Raw genomic sequence first — 25,258 nt, forward strand, 5'->3', positions numbered from 1 at the left:
TTCTGCCTGATGACATTGAGGCTTATGGTTTCGGACCAAACATCTCCTGCAATTGCTTTTCGTCAGGCATTCCAACGACCTGCTGAAGTTCGTTTTGGTTATTCATATAATAAATGGCCGGGGTGGCATTCGCCCCCAGTTCGTCCATTAACTTCTGGTGCTGCTGCAGAAGTGTAAAGGTCGACCGGGAGGCGTTTGTCTCACCCTGAGGCAATGTTTTCCCGCCAGAAAGCTCGTATTCTCGCCAGGCGCTTACCGGATCTTTCGCGTTCAATATTGCCGTGGCATTGCGTCCACTGTTGGGGTTCAGAAACGCCACCAGAAGCGTGTTTAACTGGACTTTACCTGCCTTCACCCACGGTTGAGCCTCAGACCAAAAGGTTTTGCAATAAGGGCAAAATGGATCGGCAAAAACAAACACTTTACGCGGTGCGGTATCCGCCCCTTCTTTCAGGGGATGTGTTGCATTCAATTGCTTCCACATCTCTCTGCCAAGAGGCACGTAGATCTCTTTTTTAAAATAGTCCTCGCTGAGGTTTTTACCTTTTTCATCATAAAGATAGCCTGAAACCACATGCTTTCCGTCTGGCAGCAGAAAAATGGTAACGCCCATGTCCTGATACTGACCAAGCCAGGTTGGCGCTCCGCCGGGAGCATTGATTTTTTTGATGATCTTAATCCCTTGCTGTTCACTGAAACGCTTCACCGCGTCAGGAACGGCCTCTGCCGCCATTGCCAGTCCGGGTATCATCAGCACAGACGCTAACAATATATTCTTCATCTATACCTCAACTTATTGTGTTTTTGCGTCACGAGTCGGTCAGGTCATCATAAACGTCCCGCAGTCGAGTTCGAAGGAAAAGCACTGCTTTATGTTTACGGGATAACAGTGCCTGTACGCTGACCCCGCTTTCCTCCGCCAGTGACTTCATGCTGTAACCCTGAAGTTCCGTTTTTTCGAAGACCTCCCGTTGCGTTTGCGGCAATTCTGACAGCGCCAGTCCCAACTCTTCCCACAACAGCATTTTCAGGTACTCTTCCTCTGGTGTTTGCGGCACGCCAAACAAGGTTTCAGCTAATTCATCTTCCGGGTCATGCCCTTCATCCTCTTCGGTGAAATATCCGGAAAGCGAAACTTCACGCTTCTTGCGCGAACGATCGGTCATCTCATTACGCGCCGCGCGAAACAGCCAGGCCGCGACATTCTCCACGGGCTGTTCCACGGTCATCAGTTGATATGTCACTTCCTGCAAGATATCGTCGGCGTCATCGCGTACGGAAGTTCGTCCGCGAATAAAGGCTTTCAGCCGGGAGCGGCAGGCATTAAGCGCCGACATCAGCAATGATTCCCCCACCATCCCGGCCTTCATTTCACTCACTCTGCTTCCGGCGCTTTCGGTGTACTGTCCTCACGCTTGTCATCACGATGACCGCGCCAATGACAATGTCCGTGACGACCAAACCCATCGCGCCGTTGCTGAATAAAGGCTTCACGCTGCTCGGGTGTCATTTGCATCCAGCGTTCATGCATCCGACGGTGCGCGCCAAACATCCCCGGACGGAAACCCAGTCCACCAAACAGAATGCGGCTCAGCACCAGAATGCCCAGCGCCTGCCAGAACCCGATGGCTTTAACCCCCAGAATGGCCGGTAACAACGCATTCCATAAGCTCATCACCAGAAGGCCGAGCACCACAAACAACACTGCGCCTATGACCAGCGCTTTCCCCATACGATGACGACCAAAACCCCGTCCATGACCACGCATATCAAAATCTCTCATTATATTTACCTCATTACAGTAACTGATTATGGCTTGTGATGAGGTAGACGAATGAGCGGGGGAAATATTGCTAAAAAAGTGACTTTATTTTTATGCAGGGGGACCACTCCCCCTGGAAGAAGGGTTAGGCGTGCGCGGGTAAACTAAAGCTCGAAATGCTCTGTGTCAGATGCTGCGCCTGCTCTTCAAGAGATGCAGCGGCAGCGGCAGACTCCTGAACCAGAGCGGCATTTTGCTGAGTTACCCCGTCCATCTCCGTAACGGCCTGACCCACCTGGCCAATCCCCCGACTTTGTTCTTCTGAGGCAACCGAGATCTGCTCCATCAACGTGTTCACTTTATTGACTGACGTGATAATGGAATCAATCACCTCTCCGGAGCGGTTTACCAGTTGAGCACCGTTTTTCACGCTGGTCACTGACTGGGCAATCAGGTTTTCGATATCCTTCGCCGCAACGGCGCTCTTCTGCGCCAGTGTACGTACTTCGCTTGCCACGACTGCAAATCCGCGCCCTTGCGTTCCGGCACGAGCAGCCTCAACGGCGGCGTTTAAGGCCAGAATATTGGTCTGGAAGGCGATACTGTTAATCACGCTGGTAATATCTTCAATACGCTTAGAGTTTGCGGCAATCGTATTCATGGTTTCAATCACCTCGCGGGTGACTGACTCTCCGGTATGGGCATTTTTCACCGCATCCTGAACCAGTCGGCTGGCCTGATGAACGTTGTCGGTATTATTCGCCACCGTAGCACTCAGCTCTTCCATGCTGGCCGCTGTTTGTGTCAACGCAGAGGCTTGTTGCTCTGTTCGTGACGCCAGATCGATATTCCCGGAGGCAATTTCCTGGGCGGCATAGGTCACCGTATGGCTGGCATCACGCACCTGTGAAATCGTTGAGAGCAGCGCCTGACGCATCTGCTCCATTGACCCCATCAGGTGGTCAATTTCGTTATTGGCACTTCCCTTCACCGGGACAGGGATGTTCAGCTTACCGGCAGCAATCTGACTGCAGTGCTCTTGGGCCAGATTTACCGGGGCAAATACCAGGCGCTTCATCAGCAGACTGACGGCGATAATCACCACCACAAACAGTAAAGCGAATGCGGCGATAATCGCGAGGCCAGAGACAAAATTACTGCTCGCATCTTCATTCAGGCTCCTGGCATATTTCTGGTGTACAGAGAGTACCTGGTCGAGCACAATTTCATATTGACGATCAAGCTGAGAGACAACCGGGATTAACGCGTTGAATTTTGCAGAGTCTTTCGCTTCTGCAGCATTGATTAAAGGTTCAAGACCCTGATCGCGGTAGTTTTTCCAGGCATCGGCGTAGGCATTAACCATTGGCGCTTCATCTGGAAGACGCGGCGAAGCGATAAACGCAGCAAACGCACTGTCTGCTTTGGTCAGCGCCGTTTTGACCGCCATCAGCTTCTCAGAGAGATCCGCTGAATCGCCCGCTTCCACCATCTTCACATACTCCATCGCTCTTACACGTAGCGTACGGCTATGGTTGATAGGGTCAATTATCGACAGGACAACCTGAATTTCTTTATTCACATTATCGAGCGAATTGTTGCTCTTGATGATTAACCCGACACTTGTGATCGTACTGGCAACAAAGAAAAACAGCAGTGTAAACAAAATAATCAGAGACGATTTTTTCAACGACATAGACACCTCAGGGATAAATATTCCTAAAGGTTATCGGCGTAATGGGACTATTATTTAATTAAAGTTACTACATTATTAAATAAAATTAACATGACATTAAAATAATTAATATCAATGGGTTAGGTGAAAGTGCCATAGTGTGAGTGGGATATTTAATGACTGTAGCTTATCTATTTGACGACTAACCATTTATGCTGTTTTTTAGGCTATCAATTAACCCCTGGCTGGGCAATTAATAAACAAAAGGCAGATTTACTCTGCCTTTTTATATCGCCGCTGCAACGTCGCATTCAATTTACGCTGTAATGGCTCCGGGGTTTCCCCTTCGATCAATTTACCAATCAGATCAAAGCAGTGCCATGCCAGTTGCCGGTTATCCTGGCGAACCGTATCAATAGGTATGGTCAGGGAATCATACAGATAGTGATCGTCAAAACTGGCCAGTCGCATCTCGCTTTGCAGCAGATTGTGCTGACCCATATAGCGCAGCACCCCTTCCAGTAATCCGCATGCTGCTGTGAACAGGGCTTTGGGAGGACGGCCTAACCGCGCGCACAGCTCAGCAAACATCTCATAGCCGGAACTTGGGTGATAATTACCGTGAATAATCCATTCCGGCCGTAACTCAACGTTTGCATCGTGCAAGCCTTGCTTAAACCCTTCAAGACGATCGCGTGTAGGGGAAAGACGCGGCTGACCACCAAGGAAATAGACTTCATCAGGATGTTCACGGGCAATCTCTGCCACCAGTTCAGCCGTTGGCCTGATGGAGTCCGTGATGACCAGAGGAAGGGAGCTGTCGTTCATGTGACGGTCAAACAGAACAACCGGCAGTTGTTCGCTCAGCTTTTGATAGTCGGTATCATTGAGCATACTGGATGCGACAATCAGACCATCAACCTGCCGCGCCACCATATTGTTGACCACCACCGTTTCCTGCCCCGGATTTTCATCACTACAGGAGATCAACAACTGAACACCCGCCTCACGGCACAAGGTCTCCAGTTCATGAGAAAAGACGGCAAAACCGTAGTTGGTGATTTCGGGAACGACCAGTCCGATGGTATGGCTGCGGTTATCACGCAAAGAACGTGCATGAATGCTCGGTTGATAGTGGTGCTCTTTCGCAATGGCCAGCACGCGTTCACGGGTGTCTTCCGCTACACGAAGCTCTTTACTGCGTCCGTTCAGGACCAGGCTGGCGGTGGCTTTTGATACCCCCGCCAGTTCTGCGATGTCTTTTATTGTGACGCGTTTTGTTTTTCTCACAACGACTTAGATCCGGCTGCCAAAACCTCTATTCTATCATGCAGCCGCGCAGCGACCAGTACCGTAATGTGATGTCGGACGCACCTTCGAAGTTCACCCGTGCAGGATGGTCAGGAAAATAGCGGCTGCTCATCACACCTTCGCCGTGGTTGATGAAAATTTCAACACTGGAACGGTCACACAGAACCTGTAAATGCTGGACATCACCTCGCCAGTAGCGTGTCAGCGTTTCTCCGTTTTGCAGACTGGCTCGCTCCAGACGCAGCCCGTCACGATCGACCGTTAACCGCAGCGTATGTGCAAAATCCACACTGACCGATGACGACGGCGTTAGCTCAAACTCCAGGCCTGTCGCATCCAGACCCGGAGCATCACACGCGTTGCCCTGCCAGCGTTGTTCCTCCTGACGCAGTTGCTCCAGTTCACGAATCGGGGTTTGCCATAATTTTCCGTCGCGATACCGCAGTTCGCGTGGACAGGTCATCTGGTGGATCCAGCCCTGCGTGCGAGTCGGCTGTAACATCTCTTCCCCGTCAGGAACGCCCATCCAGCCAATCAGAATTCGTCGCCCGTCGGCGGCCAGCGTGGTTTGCGGCGCATAGAACTCAAAGCCCGCGTCCAGCTCGTGCAGTGCGCCGTGATCAAACGTCGCACGATCATAGTCAAACGCTCCACTCATCCAGGTTGCCGGATAGGTATTGAGATAGCGATGTGCTTCGCGCGTCAGCCCTTGCGGACAGCAGATCAGAATGTGTGTGCCGTCGAGTGCAAACAGATCCGGACACTCCCACATATAGCCTGCATCGGAAAGGCCATTCACACCATGACCGGCTATCTCACCGCAGGCATGCCACGTGTTCAAATCCGGTGATTTAAAAAGCAGGACTTTGCCGCGTTTTTGCAGATCCTGTGCGCCCAGCACCATGAACCACTCGCCATTGTGCTGCCACACCTTTGGATCACGCACGTGCCCGGTATACCCTTCCGGCAGGGCCATTACGGGGCCACGTTTCTCAACGCTGCCATCCGCTTTTTGTACAGCCAGGCACTGCCAGGCCGTACGGCTACCGTCGTCAAACTTCACGTTGCCGGTGTAGCACAGAGTCAGTACGCCGTTGTTATCGACGGCGCTGCCGGAATAACATCCGCTGCGGTCGTACTCTTCATCCGGCATCAGCGCCATAGGCTCATGTTGCCAGTGTACCAGGTCGACAGAGCTCCAGTGACCCCAGCACTTATAACGGTGGTCACATCCCAGTGGGTTCCACTGGTAAAACAGATGGTAACGCCCGGCGAACCAGATAAAGCCGTTCGGATCGTTCATCAGCCCTGTGACAGGCGCGGGATGCCATTGTGGGTAATGGCTGTCAGCCAGTGCGCGTGGCTGGCCTTTCATTACGGCCTGCAATACAGCAGGCCAGCGTGAAGGTAATGTCATTATTCAGCGTCCGTTTTGTACTTCAGCAGAAGCGAGAGGATAAACGCCACCCCGAAGGCAATCACCATGCCGATAATATAATTCAGAAGTGAGCTTGCCTGTACAATTGCCATTCCAGGGATTGCCGTCAACCCGACAGCCGTCATGTAAACATGTACGGAAACAACCCATGCCCCGCCTGCTGCACCGCCAATCAGGGCTGCAATGAAAGGCTTCACAAAACGCAGGTTAATACCGAAAATCGCCGCCTCGGTGATCCCAAGCATTGCAGAAAATGCTGACGGTAAGGTAATGGCCTTTATTTTTGCGTCTTTGGTTTTGAACCACACGGCCAGACATGCCCCGCCCTGTGCAACGTTCGCCATCGCCCAGATAGGTAGCAGGAAGTTAACGCCAATGGCCGGGTTACCTAACAAACCTGCTTCAATCGCGTGGAAGCTGTGGTGAATGCCGGTAATCACAATCACCGAATATAAGCCGCCAAACAGCAGCCCGGCCAGCCAGCCCGCGTGTTCAATCAGCGTACTCAGAATGAATGAGATCCCGTCCCCTAACGCACGCCCTGCAGGGCCAATAATCAGTAAGGCAATAAAACCGGAAATAATGACCGTCAGGAACGGAGTCAAAATCAGGTCCAGTGCATCAGGAATAACGCGACGCAACTGTTTCTCGACAATGCTCATAAACCAGACGGCGAGCAGCACAGGGAACACCGTTCCCTGATAACCAATCATGGCGATGTCTAACCCAAAGAAGTTCATGGTGTGGAAACCGGAGGCCACACCCCAGGCGTTGGTCAGCGCCGGGTGAGTCAAAATACCGCCCAGGGTCGCCCCCAGATAAGGGTTACCGCCAAATTCACGGGCGGCGGTAAAACCAATCAGGATCGGCAGAATAATAAACGCGGCCGAGCTGCACATATCCAGCATGATGTAGAGCGCATTATCGGCATTGACCCAGCCGTAGGTTTTCACCATGCCCAGCAGGCCCATCAGTAAACCGGAGGCCACAATCGCCGGAATGATCGGAACAAAGATGTTCGACAGCAGACGCGCGATTCGCTGGAACGGATTCAGTTTACGCGCCGCCATATCGGCCGCTTCCGACTTACTGGATTCACTGATCCCTGCCGCCTGAATAAACGCGGCGTAGACTTTATTGACCACACCCGTACCGAAAATCACCTGCATCTGACCGGCGTTACGAAAACACCCTTTTACCCCTTCCACCTTGCCGATGGCCTGCTGATCGGCAAGCGCATCATCGACCAGTACCAGACGAAGACGCGTAGCACAGTGCGCAGCACTGGCGATGTTCTCTTTGCCACCGAGCAGCGGAATAAGCTCACGGGCGATATTATCAAAATCCATAGACACCTCTGCCTGACCTCATTTTTATGATGTAAGTAACGCCCCCGCAGTGCGGGAGCGTGAAGGGTTAAAACCAGGTTTCCATCTGTACCCCAAAGTTCCATTCCCCGCCGGCGTTGAAACCACTGCTGCCAAAGGCATCATCACTGGCGTAGTTATCCAGTTTGCTGCTCCAGTCCATCCAGGTTGCGAACAGGCGCAGTTCAGGACGGCTGAAGAAATCACCGATCTTGCCCGCTTTCAGCGTCGGGGCGAAGGTGAGTTTGTAGAAGCTACCATTTACGGCGTTACGGTCTTTATACCCTTCCGGGTTTAAATCCATGTACTGATAGCTTCCCTCAAAGGCCAGGGCAAAGTTCTGCGTGACCTCCTTAATCAGGCGTGTGTTAAGCGTGACCCACTCGTAACTGTCACCTTTCACATAACGATCTTTACTGCTTTGCGCCAGCACCGCCGGAGCGATGTGCCAGCCGCCGCCCAGCGGGGTCACACCGTAGCTGGCAAAGCGCCAGGTATCAGCATCCGATAACAGTGCCCCGTCGGAACCGATACTCTTAACTTCCGCCCCTAGCCCATGGCCGTACAGCAGAGCCGTTTTGGCGGAACCTTCACGCATGCCATAGAAGCTGTCGTTATGCAGGCCGACCAGAGCATGAACACCGTTGTTTGCCGCATCTGTTTTGATGAGGTCGCCGTTAGCATCTTTGCGGTCATCGTTATCTTTGGCGCGCAGTCCGCTCACCATCAACTGGAATGGCCCGGCGAAGTGGTTCATGCTCAGAATGTAGTTCTGAACGTTATTGTCGATCTGTTCTTCACTGCCGAAGTTGCGCCCATAAATCGAGAAGTTACTGCGCAGTGTGTCATTCCACTTCACGTCGTACACACCACCACCGGTCCCGGCCAGGAACACCACATCGGAATCCAGCCAGTGGATGTCGAAGTTATCACGGTCAAAACGTTTACCGGCCCAGAACGTACTGCCCTTCAACGCGCCGGTAAAATCGGGCAGATTGCCCAGCTCAGCAAACGCCTGGCGAATATTGAGGTCGCTGGTATCGGCGGACCAGTCGTTATACGTCTTTTGCCCGTCGGCCAGCATGGCTTTAAAGCGGGTCGTCGCGCCATTATCCAGCGTCTGTTTATGCTCAACATTGAGCTCAACGTAGGTGTCCGCTTCATTACCCAGACGCCCAATTGCGCCCCCTGTTTCACCGGCTGGTGTCAGGTATGGACCACTTTTACTGCTGGATGCGGCATCGTTCATCAGCAGACCGGAACGCGCATAGCCGTGGAACTCGAAACCACTGCTCTGGTCGGCTTTTTTCTCCAGCATGGCGGTTCGCTGCGCGACGTCCTGAGTTGTGGTCTGCGCTTTTTGTTGAGCGGCCACCAGCTGCTGTGTTTTTTGTTCTGCTACCGTCGCGCGCTTTTCTGCAACCTGGGCTCGCGTTTCAGCATCCTGAAGACGCTGCTCAAGCGCGGCAAGGCGTGTTTCGATGCTTGTCATATCCGTTTGGGCAAAAACAGAGGTACTACCGGCCAGCATGCCAATCATCACGGCAAGTCTGCGTTTTTTATACATTTTGTCGCATCCCTAAAAAGAAGTCATTGATAGTTGCTAAATTGCTAAACCGGTTTAGGTTGATGATACTAAACCCGCGAATTTTAGATGAGCAATGTTTTTTGCTAAACCGATTTAGTAATTGTGACCAGGGCGACAATTCAGGCCGCCAGAGCGCGGCCTGTGAAGGGAAAACTTACAGTTCGTGATGGTAAGGTAAGGCGGTCATCGCACCTTTTGCCGTGGTAGCCAGCGCTCCACAGCGTTGTGCTAAACCGATGAGGGAAGCGAGGTCCTGGGCCGCAGACAATCCGTTGCTGGCGAGTCCGTAGAGCAGTCCGGCAACAAATGCATCCCCCGCACCGGTTGTATCAACGCTCTCTACAGGTGTTGCCGGATAAAGCACGACATTTCCGTCATGCCAGGCAATCACCCCGTCTTTACCCTGTGTGACCAGGACCAGTCTGGCGGGACAATGCCGCATCAGCTCCACCAGCCCTTCTTCTACGGCCTGATAACCGCTGACAAAGTGAAGTTCCTCGACGGAAAGTTTCACCACGTCCGCTTTGCTCATCGCCTGTTCCAGGCACTGGCGCAGCGTATCGTTATCATTCCAGAGGTCGGGGCGAATGTTGGGGTCAAAACTGACATAGCCGCCCGCGCGTTTTACCGCATCCATCGCCTGAAACGTCGCGCTACGGCTGGGTTCTGCACTTAGGGCGATGGAGCAGACATGAAGCCATTCTCCCGCGTGAAACGCGGGAATATCGGCAGACGCCAGGAACAAATCGGCACTCGGGCGCACCATGAAGGTAAACGAACGCTCGCCCTGCTCGTCGAGGTCGACCACTACCGTTGACGTGCGATGAAGAGGATCGGGCCGCATCCACTTCACATCTACCTTTTCAGCCGCTAATGTCTTTTGCATAAATCGGCCAAAGGGATCGTCGCCAACCCTGCCGATGAACGCACTCTCCCCGCCAAGCCTTGCGATACCTACCGCGACATTTGCCGGTGCCCCTCCTGGGCATTGCAGTAATTTACCCTCTCCATCCGGTAACAAATCCACGACGGCATCGCCAAGTACCCAGACCTTTTTCATGTACACCTCTTAGCTAAACTATAATTAAACCGTTTTAGCTATTTAAGCACAGGCCAGACGAACGGGAAATATACGGGGTATAAATAGCGCGTTGAAACGAAGGGTGTCCCTGTTAACGCGTTACCTGTGGCCAGTGAATATCGCCAACGCCATTAAGCTGAGGACGGGAAAACAAAAAACCCTGAAAACGTCTAATACCGGCAGATTCCAGCCAGCACCACTCCTCTATCTTCTCAATACCTTCCGCCACCAGCGAGATTTCCATATCGGTACAACAACTCACGATAGATCGCACAATGGCCTGTTTGGGGCCACTCAAATGAATGTTACTGACGATCTCGCGGTCGATCTTGATCTTATCCGGCTGGAATTTGGTCAGGAGGGAAAGCCCGGCATAACCCGAACCAAAATCATCAATCGCAAGGCCTATTCCCTCTGCCCGCAGGTGTTTGATCGCACTGTTAAACTGATTAAACCCGGAAATCATCTCGTTTTCCGTCACCTCAATCACCACCTGCTCTGGCTGAAGACCGTGAAGCTTAATTTGATCAACCAGAAACTCCACCGCCCCCGGTACGTTAACCAAAGACATCGGCAGAAGATTCACCGCGATTTTGTGACCCCCAATACCGATTTTTTCGGCCAGCGCAAACGCATAGGCTTTGGTTTGCAAATCTATTTCGTACACTTTGTCCTGATCGATCGCCTGGAAAAATCGTTCCGGGCTACCGCCATCGTTGCCACGGATGAGTGCCTCAAGCGAGGTGATCTTCCCCTCTCCGGGTTCAACAATCGGTTGCAGCGCAAACTGGCAAGACTGATGCGCAATCACACCGTTAATGCACTCACCAAAGGGGGCGTTTTCCCGCGAGAGCGTCCATTTATCCGCATTGTACGTCGTGTCTGGTGGCGACGGATTTTTTTGGGTAATAAACGTCTGGATGAATTTAAACACCCGGTCATCAGAAGCCAGGTAACTTTCGAGTTTGCTGTAGCGCAAAACAGATTCAAGCACCGATTTCGGTGACTTAACCTGGAGATCAAACAGCAGCATACCGACGTTTTCAAAACGTCTGCGCGGGCCGTAGTCGCGCATCAGTTCAACCACGTCGCTGTGCCGTTTATCCTCACGGATTTTATGGAAAAGCTGAATGACGCTTTCTTCCGAGCCTTCCAGCACTTGCAAAATGTCATAGCCGTTAAAAAGCAAAATCCCGGTAATGTTCAGTTTTGCGTTCCGATGCCGGGCTTTCTCAACCAGAGAAGCCAGGTGGATAGATTTACAGGATGAATTCAACTGGCTTCGATAAATGAGTGTAGTCAGCACAAGAACTGTTCCTGAATTGGAGGGTGCACCTATAACGTATTGTTTAGCATAATTTACCATTGTCGACTAATGATATTATCGCTATAGAATATTTAAAGATTTTCCTCATTAAACATAAGTCAAATGAATGCGTTACGGTGCTTTTCTGTTCAGGGATATCGTCCCATTATGCTGATGGATCATCGAAAGCATATCGTCATAAAACGGATTTGATGTCACTCGCATCAGCGCATCTTTGCTAACAATTAATACTGAGGTTTCACCCCTGAGCGAAACCGTTCCAAGACTAACCCCGTAGCGGTTTTTCACCGCAGGGTGACTGCCGTACAAATCATCCTCAGGGGGGAATGGAACGGCGACATGCGAAAGCGAGTAGATCTCCTGTGGATACCGCGTGTCCAGAGAAGAAACCGTCTCCTGTTTGCTACCAGCCAGCGTGGTTTTCGCCACGGTGTTAAAGGTATTCGCTGAGGCATTGGTGATTATAGTGACAGTGTAACGACGCACTGCCGTTGGCAGCAATTCGGACACCGCAGTCCATGATGAGGGTTTGAACAGTGGACGAAAGCTGGCGGCCTGGTTGATATCAAACATTACCAGCTCACTGCCATTTTCAGGCAACTGATTAAAAAGTGACTCCACCACTGCGCGAGTACTTACCGTTGAATCCATCACCGATTGAAAAGCCAACACCGGAGGCAATCCTGTCAGCGTGTTATTACGTGCATCACGACTGAGCTGTTGCTGCAAAACTTGTGTCAGTAGCCAGGACTGCCGCGCGGCGTTAACCGGGAAGGAGTTGTATTTGTAAGGGTTATATTCAGGCGTGATGTTCAGCCAGGCTGCTTTGGCAAAGGCCGGTAACATGGCAGGTAAACCTGCCAGGCCAGCAAAACGGGCAAACGTCGTCACGCCGATCATCGGGGACAACAGCACCAGTTGCTGAGGCTTACGCAGCGCAGGGGTTTCCAGTGTATCGAGCGTATATTTCATTGCCAGCGCGCCGCCATTGGAATAACCCACCAGATGCAGTGGCACATCATTCCCGGCGAGTCGCGTCGCTTCCCGCACCGCAAGACGGGTCACCGCCAGCCACATTTCCCAGTCCACACGCGTCAGCGCGCCGGGCGCAGTCCCGTGACCCGGCAGGCGTGGCACGACGGTCACAAACCCACGGCGCTGATAATCAACGGCCAGATGTTTCATGCTGTAGGGGGAGTCCGTCAGGCCATGAAGCAGTACCACAGCCCCACGCGGTGTCCCTTCTGGCATCAGCACAAACGAACGATTGGTATCAGGCGTAAACCGCCCAGGCCAGACCAGGCTACCCCGGTAATAGCGGTTCAGAGGGGTACGATCATCTCCCGCTGTTTTGTTCGTTACCCTGGTCTGCAAATCGGCAAAAATTTTGCTTTCACGGGCGAGGTACTGCGCAAAGCTGGCTTTATCGATCTCCCGAACGGACATTTCATCCGCCGTCCAGGTGTGCCATAGATGCAGTTCAGGTCCCTGCTGCGAAAGATAAATTCGGACTGCGAGCAACACAACCAGCACAATACCCAGCACCAGCACGATTTTTTTTGTGAGGAGCACCAGCCGCACACTGACACGCCAGGGCAAGTTCGCCATGCCGATTTCCCTTCCTTTTCCATCATGTCTTTATCTTAACAAAAATGTGAAGGCACTGACGTATTCACCAAATACATCGTTACAGAGACCAACGTTGCACCAAAAGTGAACTACGCTGCACAAATGTTGATCATTGGTTAAGTAAATATTGCATTAACTTTGCAGCACAGGCGATTTACAGGCCCATGTGGACATGGCATGCGTCGTGCATTGTTAATCAGATAACAAATATCGGGCATTTGACAGACTGTTAACAGCGAGGCGGTATGACGACAAAACCAGAACTGCTGACCCGGATCGAGGCCACCTTTAGCCAGCTCACGCCCAGTGAAAAACGGGTTGCAAGCTGGATGCTGGCGCATGCTGCGCAAATTCCGTTTGAAACGGCGGAAAGCGTTGCTCTGGCCACAGGAACCAGCGGGATCACCGTAGGCCGATTCCTGCGTAAGCTCGGGTTTCGCAATCTGGACGATGCCAAAAACAGTCTGCGCGATCCTTATCAGCCCTGGGGAATGAACGAGCGCCTCGACTCCTGGCAGCAGCAACGCCCGCTGTCAGACAGGGTTCAGCACTCCCTCTCGCTGGAAGTCGATGCCATATCGCATGTGTACCAGTTGGCGCAAAGCGACGCGTTTAAGCTCGTGGTGCACCAGCTCACGCATGCTGACGCCGTGTTTGTGCTGGGCATTCAGTCCACGCGCGGGATCGCCAACGCCTTCTTCAGCCATCTGGAATATCTGCGTCCACGCGTCAGCTATTCCGAAGGGTTATCCGGGAGCTGGGTCGAGTCGCTGAACTCTGGTTTTTCACATCCCTATGTTGTGCTGACGGATACGCGTGCTTACTCCGCTATCGCGCGTCAGTACTGTCGGGTTGCCACCGACAAAGGGATCGCAATGGCGCTCATCACCGATATCTGGTGTCCGTGGGCGCGGGACTACCCCATTGATTTATTGCAGGTGAAAACGGATACCGGACATTTCTGGGATTCATTAGCCCCTGTGAGTTGTCTGTTTAACCTGCTGTTGTCGGGCGTGGTGGAGGCGCTGGGTAATGCACTTCCTGACCGCCTGGCGGCAAACCGGCAATTACAACAAGAGTTTGGTCAATTCGAACGCTAAGGAGCGGAGCTATGCCCGAAGAGTGTCAACTGGTTGATGTCGCGAAGACTTTTCCTGCGCTGCATATCGATCTGAAATACGCCACCGCCGACAACATTACCGGTCGGCCGATTTACCAGGAACACCTGTGTCTGCTTCACCCTGATGCCATCACTGCACTGACCAAAGCGATCGGCATCGCCACTTTGGCCGGACTCAAACTGGTGGTCTACGACGCCTATCGTCCGCAGCAGGCCCAGGCGCAATTGTGGCAGGCTTGTCCTGATCCGGAATATGTGGTGGATGTGGCGATTGGCTCCAACCACAGTCGGGGAACCGCCATCGATGTGACGCTGATGGATGAACACAACACCGTGCTGGATATGGGCGCGGGGTTTGACGAAATGCACGACCGTTCGCATCCGTATCACCCTTCTGTCCCCCCGCAGGCGCAGCGTCATCGCCTGTTGCTCAACGCCATTATGTTTGGCGGCGGCTTTGTCGGGATCAGCAGTGAATGGTGGCATTTTGAACTGCCTCAGGCGGCCAGTTATCCCCTGTTGGACGACCAATTTGCCTGTTTTTCGACAACACACACCGCCCTTTAATCCCGGAGCTCTGCCATGAAAACATCAAACGCATTTATGTCTCTGTTTCGTCCAGCCCTGATTGCCGCAGCGATGGGCCTGAGCCTTTCTGCTGCCCAGGCGGCAGTGCCAAAAGATATGCTGGTTATCGGGAAAGCGGCCGATCCGCAAACCCTCGATCCCGCCGTCACCATTGATAACAATGACTGGACCGTGACCTATCCGGCTTATCAGCGTCTGGTGCAGTACAAACCAGGAACCACTGAAGTGGAAGGTGATTTATCCACGGGCTGGAAAGCGTCAGACGATCAAAAAGAGTGGACCTTCACACTGAAGGATAACGCGATGTTTGCCGACGGGACGCCAGTGACCGCCGAAGCGGTAAAACTCTCCTTTGAGCGCTTGTTGAAAATTGCTCAGGGTCCTTCGGAAGCCTTCCCCAAAGATTTAAAAATTGATGCACTTGATGACCACACGGTGAAATTCACCCTGAGCCAGCCGTTTGCCCCGTTCCTCTATACGCTGGCTAACGACGGCGCCTCTATCATTAACCCGGCCGTACTGAAAGCGAATGCTGCGGATGATGCGCGCGGGTTCCTGGCACAAAACACGGCAGGTTCTGGGCCGTTCATGCTGAAAAGCTGGCAGAAAGGCCAGCAACTGGTCCTGGTGCCCAACCCACACTGGACAGGAGAAAAGCCACATTTCAAACGCGTCTCGGTGAAAATCATCGGCGAGAGCGCTTCACGTCGCCTGCAACTCTCCCGTGGCGATCTGGATATCGCGGATTCACTACCGGTGGATCAACTCACCGCACTCAAGCAGGAAGGTAACGTTACCGTTGCAGAATATCCGTCACTGCGCGTCACCTATCTGTATCTCAACAACAGCAAAGCGCCAATGAACCAGGTTGACTTGCGTCGCGCTGTCTCCTGGGCGACGGACTACCAGGGCATGGTGAAAGGGATCCTGAGCGGAAATGGCAAACAGATGCGCGGTCCGATTCCGGACGGCATGTGGGGCTTCGATGCCACGGCGATGCAATACAGCTTTGATGAAGCCAAAGCCAAAGACGCGCTCGCCAACGTGAAAGATAAACCGGCCAGCCTGACGTTCCTCTATTCCGACAACGACCCGAACTGGGAGCCTATCGCCCTTTCCACTCAGGCCAGCCTCGGCAAAATCGGGATCAGCGTCAAGCTGGAGAAGCTGGCTAACGCCACCATGCGCGACCGTGTAGGCAAAGGAGACTATGACATCGCGATTGGTAACTGGAGTCCGGACTTTGCCGACCCGTACATGTTCATGAACTACTGGTTTGAGTCAGACAAAAAAGGGCTGCCAGGCAACCGCTCTTATTATGAAAACAAAGAGGTGGATAGTCTGCTGCAAAGCGCCCTGAAAACCACAGACCAGGCCGAACGCACCAAAGACTACCAACAGGCGCAGAAGATTGTGATCGACGAAGCCGCCTACGTTTATCTGTTCCAGAAAAACTACCAACTGGCGATGAACAAAGAGGTTAAGGGTTTCGTCTTTAATCCGATGCTTGAGCAGGTGTTCAACATCTCGACGATGAGCAAGTAACTGACCGAGCCGGGGAGAAAGTGTATGACGTTCTGGAGCATTCTGCGCCAGCGCTTCTGGGGGTTAATCCTGGTGGTGGCAGGTGTTTGTATCATCACGTTTATTATTTCGCACATGATCCCCGGCGATCCGGCCCGTCTGCTGGCCGGTGACCGCGCCAGCGATGACATCGTGCAGAACATTCGCCAGCAGCTTGGGCTGGATCAGCCGCTCTATATCCAGTTTGGGCGCTATGTGGATGCCCTGGCACACGGCGATCTGGGGACATCTATCCGCACCGGTCGCCCGGTGGCGGAAGATTTGAAAGCGTTCTTTCCCGCAACCCTGGAACTGGCGTTTTGTTCTCTGCTCCTGGCGTTAGTGATCGGTGTACCGTTGGGGATTTTGTCTGCGGTTTATCGCAACCGCTGGCTGGATCACCTGGTGCGACTGATGGCGATGACTGGGATCTCGACACCAGCATTCTGGCTCGGGCTGGGGGTGATTGTGCTGTTTTACGGGCATCTGCAAATTCTGCCCGGTGGTGGCCGACTGGATGACTGGCTCGATCCGCCCGCACACGTCACCGGATTCTATCTGGTGGATGCGTTACTGGAAGGAAACGGTGAGGTCTTCTTTAATGCCCTGCAACACCTGATTTTGCCTGCCCTGACTCTGGCGTTTGTCCATTTAGGCATCGTGGCGCGTCAGGTCCGCTCTGCCATGCTGGAGCAGCTTAGCGAAGATTACATTCGTACCGCGCGGGCCAGTGGCTTGCCAGGTTGGTACATCATCCTGCGCTACGCCTTGCCCAACGCGATGATCCCGTCGATTACTGTGCTGGGTCTGGCGCTGGGGGATCTGCTTTATGGCGCAGTCCTGACCGAAACGGTTTTTGCCTGGCCGGGCATGGGTGCCTGGGTAGTGACCTCTATTCAGGCGCTCGATTTCCCTGCCGTGATGGGCTTCGCTGTTGTGGTGTCACTGGCCTATGTGCTGGTTAATCTGGTGGTTGATCTGCTCTATCTGTGGATTGACCCCCGTATCGGGCGCGGAGGTGCCGAATGATGTTAACGCAAGAAACGCCCGTCCCCGTGAAAACCAACAGGCCGCGCATCGACTGGGCAAAACTGTTCTGGCTACTGCGCAAAAGCCCGCTGACACTGGTGGGTGGAGTGATTATGTTCCTGATGCTGGCGCTGATGATCGCCTCGCCGTGGATTGTGCCACACGACCCAAACGCGCTGGATTTAACCGCCCGTTTGCAAGCACCGTCGGCTCAGCACTGGTTTGGCACGGATGAAGTGGGTCGCGATCTGTTCAGCCGTGTGCTGGTGGGGAGCCAGCAATCCATCGCCGCAGGCCTGGCGGTGGTGCTCATTGCCGGAGGCATCGGCTCGCTACTGGGCTGTTTGTCCGGCATCCTGGGTGGGCGCGGCGACGCCATCATTATGCGGATAATGGACATCATGCTCTCCATTCCGTCGCTGGTACTGACGATGGCACTGGCAGCCGCACTGGGCCCCAGTCTGTTTAACGCCATGCTCGCGATTGCCATTGTGCGCATTCCCTTTTACGTCCGTCTGGCTCGCGGGCAAACGCTGGTCGTGCGCCAGTTTACCTATGTACAGGCGGCCCGCACCTTTGGCGCATCACGCTGGCATTTGATCAGCTGGCATATTCTGCGCAATGCCCTGCCGCCGCTGATCGTTCAGGCATCACTGGATATTGGCAGCGCCATTCTGATGGCCGCCACACTCGGTTTTATCGGTTTAGGTGCACAGCAACCGACTGCTGAATGGGGCGCGATGGTCGCCGTCGGTCGTAACTATGTCCTTGACCAGTGGTGGTACTGCGCATTTCCAGGGGCGGCTATCCTGATTACCGCCGTCGGGTTCAATCTGTTTGGTGATGGCATCCGCGACCTGCTTGACCCGAAAGCAGGAGGAAAACAGTCATGAGCGATACGGTCTTATCGATTGAAGATTTACACCTGAGCTTCCCCTTCTATCGTGGAGAAGTCCACGCGCTGAATCGTGTGTCTCTGGAGATAAAACGCGGGGAGATTGTCGGCGTGGTTGGCGAGTCTGGCTCAGGAAAATCCGTTACTGCCATGCTGGCTATGCGCTTATTGCCTGAAGGGAGCTACCGTATTCATCGCGGCCGCGTGACGCTATTGGGCGATGACGTTCTGAACGCCACGGAGAAACAGCTCCGCCAGTGGCGAGGGGCGAAAGTCTCCATGATTTTCCAGGAACCCATGACGGCGCTAAACCCCACACGCCGGATCGGTAAACAGATGGTGGAGGTAATTCGTCAGCACCAGCCACTGACCCGGCGGGACGCACAGCAAAAAGCCATTTCGTTGTTGGAAGAGATGCAAATTCCGGATGCCCGGGAGGTGATGGAGCGCTACCCCTTCGAGCTTTCGGGGGGAATGCGCCAGCGAGTGATGATCGCCCTGGCGTTCTCCTGCGAGCCGGAGCTGATTATTGCCGATGAACCGACCACCGCACTGGACGTCACCGTCCAGTTGCAGGTTCTGCGTTTGCTTAAACACAAAGCGCGCGCCAGCGGAACCTCCGTGTTGTTTATCAGTCATGATATGGCGGTGGTGTCGCAACTGTGCGACCGCATGTATGTGATGTACGCGGGCAGCGTGATAGAAAGTGGAACAACGCAAACGCTCATCCACCATCCCGTGCATCCCTATTCGATTGGTCTGCTGCAGTGTGCGCCTGAAAACGGTGAACCGCGCGAGATGTTACCGGCTATTCCGGGGACAGTTCCCAATCTCACCCACCTGCCCCGGGGTTGTGCCTTCCGTGAGCGTTGTTTCGCGGCCAGCGCGCAATGTGACGAAACGCCCCGCTTAACAGCCCACGGCGCAGCAGGACAACAGGCCGCGTGCTGGTATCCGCAACTGGAGGATCGTCATGTCTGATATTCTGCTCGAACTGGACAGCGTGCATGTGAACTTTCCTGCCCGCAAAAACTGGTTAGGTCGTGTGACGGAGCAGGTTCACGCCCTTAACGGGATGGATCTGCATATCCACCGGGGTGAGACGCTGGGGATTGTCGGGGAGTCAGGTTGCGGAAAAAGCACTCTGGCACAGCTATTAATGGGGATGCTAAAGCCCAGTACCGGAAGCTGTCATCACGCTCACGGCACAGAGGGCATGCAGATGGTGTTTCAGGACCCGCTTTCATCACTCGATCCCCGCCTCCCGGTCTGGCGCATTATTACGGAACCGGTCTGGATCCAGAAACGCAGCCGGGAACATGAACGTCGCCAACTGGCCGAAACCCTGGCCTTACAGGTTGGGATCCGCCCCGAATACCTTGATCGGCTTCCCCATGCCTTTTCAGGCGGTCAACGTCAGCGTATTGCTATCGCCCGGGCATTATCGTCCAATCCGGATATTATCGTGCTGGATGAGCCCACCAGCGCGCTCGATATCTCAGTACAGGCGCAAATCCTCAATCTGCTGGTGACGCTCCAGCAGCAACGTAATCTCACCTATGTGCTGATTTCCCATAACGTCTCAGTGGTCAGACACATGAGCGACCGCGTGGCGGTGATGTATCTCGGGCAAATCGTTGAACTGGGCCGCGCCCAACAGGTGCTGGGCCAACCCCGGCATCCGTACACGCGCTTGCTTCTCGACTCTGTTCCTAAAACCGGCGAGCCGCTGGACGATGGTCTTGCCCTGCGCAAAACAGAGCTGCCGGGTAATCGCCACCTGCCTGCCGGATGTTACTTTCGCGAGCGTTGCCCGTTAGCCGATTCCGGGTGCGGGAAACCGCAGTCGTTGCAACAAACGGCTGACAACCGGGTGGTGCGTTGCTGGCGGGAGGTGGATTGATGCGTCGGGCGATCTGCCTTCTCCTGTTCCCGATAAGCGGGCTTGCCAGCCCGCTCGTCCCGCCGCCCGGATTTACCCGTGAGCTGCCACAGACGGTCAAAGGCAAATGTGTCACTCTACCCGCTCCTTTTACCGGTACGTTGCAGTTTCGCAGTAAATATGAAGGGTCAGGCCCGGCGCGTGCCACGCTCAATCCGCAGGCAGAAGCGGCATACCAGAGTGCGACGAAACCCATTGCCGATTTTGAACGTGGGATCATGACGATGGTCTGGCGCTATAAACAAAGCGGCGATCCGCGAACGCTGGCGTGTATTCTCGCAGGCTACTCCACCTGGGCCAATGCCGGCGCACTCCAGTCGACAGACACCAACCACACCGGGCGATCCATGCGCAAGTGGGCGCTGGCAACGCTTGCGACGGGCTGGCTTGAACTGAAATTTTTACCCGGACATCCCCTGGCAAACCATCACGCGTCGGCCGAAACAGAGCGCTGGCTCGGCCTGCTGGCTGACCAGGTCGTGACCGACTGGGATGGGCTTCCGCTGTCGAAAACCAATAATCACAGTTACTGGGCCGCATGGTCAGTGATGGCTACAAGTGCGGCGCTCAACCGTCGGGATTTATTCGACTGGTCCCTTAAAGAGTACCGTATTGCCGCCAGCCAGATTGATCCTGATGGATCGTTACCTAACGAGAAAAAACGGGGTTCCAGAGCGCTGGCATACCACCACTATGCGCTCGAGCCGCTGGTGATGATGGCCAGTTTTGCCCACGCGAACCGGGTTGACTTGATGCAAGAAAACGAGGGGGCGCTGGCGCGACTGGCGGGTTATGTCCTGAAACGGGATACGGCGGATGCCGAATGGCTGGAGCCGTATTGTTCGCTGACGCAGTGCGCTCGCCCCACCCTGGCGCGGCGAGATGCGCACCGGCCACTGAAAAATCGCCGTCTCGGCGGCGATTTAACGGTGTTGTATGGGCCTTAAATTTGCGCCATACCGCCATCCACAAACAGCTCGGTGGCATTAATAAAGCTGGCGGCATCAGACGCCAGAAACGCCACTGCTTTACCCACCTCTTCAGGCTTGCCGAGGCGGCCAAGAGGAACCTGCGCAGCAAGCGCATCGAACAATCCCTGACGATCCTCCAGGGCAACCAAATCGCCCAACCCCGGTGTTTTAATCGGCCCAGGGCTGACGACGTTTACCCGAATGCCCCGCCCCTGAAGATCCAGTGCCCACGAACGCGCAAAGTTCCTGACGGCAGCCTTACTCGCGCTGTAAACGCTAAAGCTTGCTGTTCCCTTAATCGAAACGGTGGAACCCGTAAGGATAATGGACGCCCCGGCCGCCAGAAGCGGCAGTGCTTTTTGCACAGTAAACAGCACACCGCGAACGTTAGTACCAAAAATCCGGTCAAACTGTTCTTCCGTGATCGCGCCGAGTGGCAGCATATCGCCCCCGCCAGCATTAGCGAACAGAATATCCAGCCGTCCTGTCTCTTTTGCGATCTGCGCGTATACCTGATCAAGATCTGACAGTTTTGAAGCATCCGCACGAATACCGGTCGCGGCAGACCCGATAGATTTGACGGCCGCATCCAGTTCCTCCTGACGACGCCCTGTGATGTAAACCTGTGCGCCCTGAGCCGCCAGCTCCTGAGCCGTCGCCAGACCAATGCCCGTACTGCCACCTGTAACCAGTGCGATTTTTCCTGAGAGAGATGCGTTCATGTTGTTCACCTTCTGTTAGGTAGATTGTGATGCCAGCAAAAGCATTTGAAGGGGCTTTCGCTTGCGTTGAACTTACTGTAGCGTTGGTCTGATTAATGAAAAATAGGCAAAAATGAAAATGACTATTCACACAGGGGAATAATCATTTCACTGAATCAGGAGCACAAGGTGGATCAGTTAATGGCAATGCGCGCGTTTGCCCGCGTCGTTGAAAGTGGCAGTTTTACCCGCGCGGCAGATTCGCTGAATATGCCGAATGCGACGCTCAGCAAGCTGGTTAAATCCCTCGAACAGCATCTCGGTGTTCGCCTCCTGCAGCGCACGACGCGGCGCGTGATGCCAACGCCTGAAGGACTGGAGTATTACGAGAAAGCCTCACGCGTGCTCATTGATATTGAAGACATTGATACCTCTTTTTCTGTCTCACAAACCACGCCCGGAGGGCGTTTGCGCATTGACGTTGGTGGCTCAACGGCGCGGGATGTGCTGATCCCTGCGCTGCCAGATTTCATTCGCCGTTATCCCGATATCAGGATTGATTTAGGCGTCGCTGACCGTCCGGTTGACTTGATCAGCGGCAATGTGGATTGCGTGATCCGTGGCGGCCCGATGGATGATTCATCTCTTATCGCCCGCCATATCGGGAATGCGGTGCTTATCACCTGCGCAACCCCGACATACCTGAAAACCTACGGCATACCTGCTTATCCTGAAGAACTGAAGAACGGGCACAAACTCATCAGTTATCTCTCACCGGTGACGGGCCGGGCCTTTCCGTTTCGTTTTACGCGCAACGGCGAAGTGCAAGAGATCAAGGCTGAGCACCATTTCGGGGTAAATGAGAGTAATGCCCACCTCGCGGCCGCCGTTGCGGGGCTGGGTATCGTGCAGACGTTTAGCTACTCGACGGGGGCATTACTGAAAGAGGGAGCCCTGGTGGAGATTTTGCAGAAATGGCGTCCCGCCGTTTACCCTTTTCATGTTGTTTACCCGCAAAACCGGCATGTCACGCACCGTCTGAGAGTATTCATTGACTGGCTTTCAGAGGTATTTCCTGAGGCCATTAAGGGGAATGCGCCTTAAACAGGCCCGGTCAGCACCACATCCTTAATGTGTTGTGCCGCTGGGGTTAACGTCCTGCGTTTTCCCCAGACCAGATACAGCTCGTTTACCGGAGGGTGCGCCTGAGGGGCAATCAAGTGCCCTTCCGCCAGCTCAGTATGACAATGATAATCTGGTAGCACCGTCCAGCCGTGGGCATTAAGCGCAAGCGTTTTAAGAATTCGCATATCAGGTACAGTGAGCGCCGCTTTTAAATCCGGTGCGGTGTTGAAAAGTGATAGCCAGAGCGCGCGCACCAGGGGTAAATCTTCATCGAAAGCCAGCAGCGGTGTGCGGCTTAATGTCTCCTGGGTGAGCGTCTCCAGATGCCTCATCAATGAAGGGGCATAGACCAGCAGCAATTTTTCGCTCAGTAAACGGGCATAGTGATAGCGGTGGGGGTCGGGAACGGAAGCCGTCACCGCAAGATCAACGGCTTCGTTATCCAGCAGGTCATAAATTCGGCGTTTCTCCCCTGTATGGAATCGCAGGCTGAAGCCATCCTGAATGAGCGGAGCAAGCCGTGGCGCCAGGCAGTAGTGAATAAAATCCGAAGGACCGACAATATGTACCGTTCCACCATTGACACCTCCCGGACGCAGCGTTGCCAGCTTCATTTCCAGACCATCGATATGCGGGGCAATCGAACGGGCAAGCTCATCTGCCGCTTCCGTCGCTGCAACCCCCCGCGCCTGCCGAACAAACAGAGGCTTGCCGGTCAGTGCTTCCAGTGACTGAATGTGCTGGGACGCCGCAGGCTGAGTCATGCCCAGACGTACCGCTGCCTTAGACATTGAACGCAGGCGGTACACTTCAAGAAACGTTCTTAAATGGGTCAGATGGCTCATCCCTTACTCCCGATGCTCTGTTCAGTTTGTCTGTACCGTGGTCTGGCGTTTTGTGCGGGTCTGCACGAACAGCAGTATAAGCCCCAGAATCGACAGTACAGCCCCCGCCAGCCCCGTATAGATTAAGCCTGCGTGGACGATAGTCAGGCTGCCGCTCACCGATCCTAATGCGATCCCGGAGTTGAACCCGGCAATATTCAGCCCCGCAGCGATACCCTGTGCATGGGGCGCTTTATCATGCGCCACATGAATTAATCGTGCCTGCAACGCAGGAACGGCGGCAAAGGTGAACATTCCCAGTAACGCGACCAATACGCCCATCATCAGCGGGTGACGGACAAAGATCCACATACCCAGGGTGACAACAATAATTCCGCCGATAAGCAGCACGCTGGCACGGTTTACCCCGAGTACGTCCGTCAGTTTTCCGCCCAGAACATTACCCACTGCCGCCGCAATCCCGTAGATAAACATGAAGATACCCACGCTTGCAACACTCAGGCCGGTGAGGGACGTGAGCAGAGGTGCAATGTACGTGTACGCGGTAAACGAACCGGCATAGGAGAGTACTGTCACCAGTGCAGCCCCCAGCAAAACAGGATTAAGCAAAGCCGACAGACTGCCTTTAACCGTCACGCTGGTGTTACCAGGAAGCGGATCTTTCATTCCTGGGATCAGCCCGATTACGCCCAACAGACCAAACACACCAAACACACCAATCAATGCCATCATTGGTCGCCAGTTCATCAGCCCGCCAAGCCAGGTTCCCGCCGGGACACCAAACGCCATCGCCAGGGTGAATCCACCGAAAACCACCGCCACCGCTCGCCCTGCTTTACCGGGACCGGCAAGGGCTGCGGCTGTACTGGAGGCAACCGCCAGGAATAAACCGTGCCCCAGACCGGCGACGAAACGGGCAACGATCATCAACTCAAGAGACGGTGCTAGTGCGGCCAGCACGCTACCGACGCTAAAGATAATCATGGTCAGGATCATAACCCGCTTGCGGGCCCATCCCGCGGTCAGTGCGGTAAGGACCGGAGCTGAAAATGTCGCCCCGAGCGCATACGCCGTGACGGTAGCCCCGACATGCTCCACGCTAAGGTGCAGATCGCGAGCAATCACATCGGTCAGTCCAATAGGAATAAATTCAGCCAGGCCTAACGCAAAGGCGCTGATGGTAAAGATATAGATAACAAAAGGCATCTCACGCTACTCAATAAGAATAAAAAGTAGCGCGAGTGTAGGAAGGTGAAGCCCAAAGGAAAAATGATGAAATCTTGGGCTGTCATAAATAATGT

General features: G+C 54.0%; 23 protein-coding genes. 9 read left to right on the plus strand and 14 right to left on the minus strand.

What is annotated here, in order from left to right:
* Positions 1–22 precede the first annotated feature (22 nt).
* The 11 genes from dsbG to HV346_RS11075 form a co-directional block, all read right to left on the minus strand.
* Entirely contained in the window at positions 23–781 is a 759-nt protein-coding gene (gene dsbG / locus HV346_RS11025; protein WP_181623521.1) for a thiol:disulfide interchange protein DsbG, read from the minus strand.
* Positions 782–809: 28 nt separating this feature from the next.
* Positions 810–1,370 (minus strand): sigma-70 family RNA polymerase sigma factor, encoded by a 561-nt coding sequence (locus HV346_RS11030; RefSeq protein WP_181623753.1) that lies wholly within the window; start codon positions 1,368–1,370, stop codon positions 810–812.
* A gap of 5 nt (positions 1,371–1,375) precedes the next feature.
* A complete protein-coding gene (locus HV346_RS11035) occupies positions 1,376–1,783 on the minus strand; it encodes a hypothetical protein (protein ID WP_181623522.1) in 408 nt (135 codons plus the stop codon).
* A gap of 124 nt (positions 1,784–1,907) precedes the next feature.
* Complete coding sequence (locus tag HV346_RS11040) at positions 1,908–3,458, minus strand: methyl-accepting chemotaxis protein (protein WP_181623523.1); 1,551 nt, start codon at positions 3,456–3,458, stop codon at positions 1,908–1,910.
* Between the two features lie 252 nt (positions 3,459–3,710).
* Complete coding sequence (locus HV346_RS11045; protein ID WP_181623524.1) at positions 3,711–4,727, minus strand: LacI family DNA-binding transcriptional regulator; 1,017 nt, start codon at positions 4,725–4,727, stop codon at positions 3,711–3,713.
* 28 nt (positions 4,728–4,755) lie between these two features.
* Positions 4,756–6,165, minus strand: coding sequence for a sucrose-6-phosphate hydrolase (locus HV346_RS11050; RefSeq protein WP_181623525.1), 1,410 nt, complete (start codon positions 6,163–6,165; stop codon positions 4,756–4,758).
* Positions 6,165–7,535, minus strand: coding sequence for a sucrose-specific PTS transporter subunit IIBC (locus HV346_RS11055; protein ID WP_181623526.1), 1,371 nt, complete (start codon positions 7,533–7,535; stop codon positions 6,165–6,167). The genes HV346_RS11050 and HV346_RS11055 overlap by 1 nt, the downstream gene beginning before the upstream one ends.
* Before the next feature lie 67 nt (positions 7,536–7,602).
* Entirely contained in the window at positions 7,603–9,120 is a 1,518-nt protein-coding gene (locus HV346_RS11060) for a carbohydrate porin (RefSeq protein WP_181623527.1), read from the minus strand.
* A gap of 175 nt (positions 9,121–9,295) precedes the next feature.
* Entirely contained in the window at positions 9,296–10,201 is a 906-nt protein-coding gene (locus HV346_RS11065; RefSeq protein ID WP_181623528.1) for an aminoimidazole riboside kinase, read from the minus strand.
* A gap of 112 nt (positions 10,202–10,313) precedes the next feature.
* Positions 10,314–11,528, minus strand: a complete 1,215-nt coding sequence (locus HV346_RS11070; RefSeq protein ID WP_181623529.1) for a diguanylate phosphodiesterase — start codon at positions 11,526–11,528, stop codon at positions 10,314–10,316.
* 132 nt (positions 11,529–11,660) lie between these two features.
* Positions 11,661–13,157, minus strand: coding sequence for an alpha/beta hydrolase (locus HV346_RS11075; protein ID WP_181623530.1), 1,497 nt, complete (start codon positions 13,155–13,157; stop codon positions 11,661–11,663).
* Between the two features lie 266 nt (positions 13,158–13,423).
* Between HV346_RS11075 and HV346_RS11080 the strand changes: the two genes are divergently transcribed.
* Genes HV346_RS11080 through HV346_RS11115 form a run of 8 tightly spaced genes read left to right on the plus strand, consistent with a single transcriptional unit; the run spans position 13,424 to position 21,262 of the window.
* Complete coding sequence (locus tag HV346_RS11080; protein WP_181623531.1) at positions 13,424–14,278, plus strand: MurR/RpiR family transcriptional regulator; 855 nt, start codon at positions 13,424–13,426, stop codon at positions 14,276–14,278.
* Between the two features lie 11 nt (positions 14,279–14,289).
* Positions 14,290–14,865 carry a D-alanyl-D-alanine dipeptidase gene (gene ddpX, locus HV346_RS11085; RefSeq protein WP_181623532.1) on the plus strand — a complete coding sequence of 192 codons (576 nt, stop codon included), beginning with the start codon at positions 14,290–14,292 and terminating at the stop codon, positions 14,863–14,865.
* 15 nt (positions 14,866–14,880) lie between these two features.
* A complete protein-coding gene (locus HV346_RS11090; protein ID WP_181623533.1) occupies positions 14,881–16,431 on the plus strand; it encodes an ABC transporter substrate-binding protein in 1,551 nt (516 codons plus the stop codon).
* A gap of 24 nt (positions 16,432–16,455) precedes the next feature.
* The gene (locus HV346_RS11095; protein WP_181623534.1) at positions 16,456–17,478 is read left to right on the plus strand and encodes an ABC transporter permease; all 1,023 of its coding nucleotides are present in this window, start codon (positions 16,456–16,458) and stop codon (positions 17,476–17,478) included.
* Complete coding sequence (gene ddpC / locus HV346_RS11100; protein WP_181623535.1) at positions 17,475–18,371, plus strand: D,D-dipeptide ABC transporter permease; 897 nt, start codon at positions 17,475–17,477, stop codon at positions 18,369–18,371. Before HV346_RS11095 ends, ddpC begins: the two co-directional genes overlap by 4 nt.
* On the plus strand, positions 18,368–19,354 hold the full coding sequence (locus HV346_RS11105; RefSeq protein ID WP_181623536.1) for an ABC transporter ATP-binding protein: 987 nt from the start codon (positions 18,368–18,370) through the stop codon (positions 19,352–19,354). Before ddpC ends, HV346_RS11105 begins: the two co-directional genes overlap by 4 nt.
* Positions 19,347–20,276 (plus strand): ABC transporter ATP-binding protein, encoded by a 930-nt coding sequence (locus tag HV346_RS11110; protein WP_181623537.1) that lies wholly within the window; start codon positions 19,347–19,349, stop codon positions 20,274–20,276. The genes HV346_RS11105 and HV346_RS11110 overlap by 8 nt, the downstream gene beginning before the upstream one ends.
* A complete protein-coding gene (locus HV346_RS11115; protein WP_181623538.1) occupies positions 20,276–21,262 on the plus strand; it encodes a mannuronate-specific alginate lyase in 987 nt (328 codons plus the stop codon). The genes HV346_RS11110 and HV346_RS11115 overlap by 1 nt, the downstream gene beginning before the upstream one ends.
* Here the strand turns inward: HV346_RS11115 and HV346_RS11120 are convergent.
* A complete protein-coding gene (locus tag HV346_RS11120; protein WP_181623539.1) occupies positions 21,259–22,008 on the minus strand; it encodes an SDR family oxidoreductase in 750 nt (249 codons plus the stop codon). The two genes, HV346_RS11115 and HV346_RS11120, sit on opposite strands and share 4 nt — an antisense overlap.
* Positions 22,009–22,176: 168 nt before the next feature.
* Here HV346_RS11120 and HV346_RS11125 point away from each other — a divergent pair, with 168 nt between their 5' ends.
* A complete protein-coding gene (locus HV346_RS11125; RefSeq protein WP_181623540.1) occupies positions 22,177–23,091 on the plus strand; it encodes a LysR family transcriptional regulator in 915 nt (304 codons plus the stop codon).
* Here the strand turns inward: HV346_RS11125 and HV346_RS11130 are convergent.
* Positions 23,088–23,957 (minus strand): LysR family transcriptional regulator, encoded by an 870-nt coding sequence (locus tag HV346_RS11130; protein WP_181623541.1) that lies wholly within the window; start codon positions 23,955–23,957, stop codon positions 23,088–23,090. The two genes, HV346_RS11125 and HV346_RS11130, sit on opposite strands and share 4 nt — an antisense overlap.
* A 21-nt stretch (positions 23,958–23,978) precedes the next feature.
* The gene (locus tag HV346_RS11135) at positions 23,979–25,163 is read right to left on the minus strand and encodes an MFS transporter (RefSeq protein WP_181623542.1); all 1,185 of its coding nucleotides are present in this window, start codon (positions 25,161–25,163) and stop codon (positions 23,979–23,981) included.
* Positions 25,164–25,258 lie beyond the last annotated feature (95 nt).

Source organism: Enterobacter sp. RHBSTW-00994 (assembly GCF_013782625.1).
In the GTDB taxonomy this organism is placed as follows: Bacteria; Pseudomonadota; Gammaproteobacteria; order Enterobacterales; family Enterobacteriaceae; genus Enterobacter.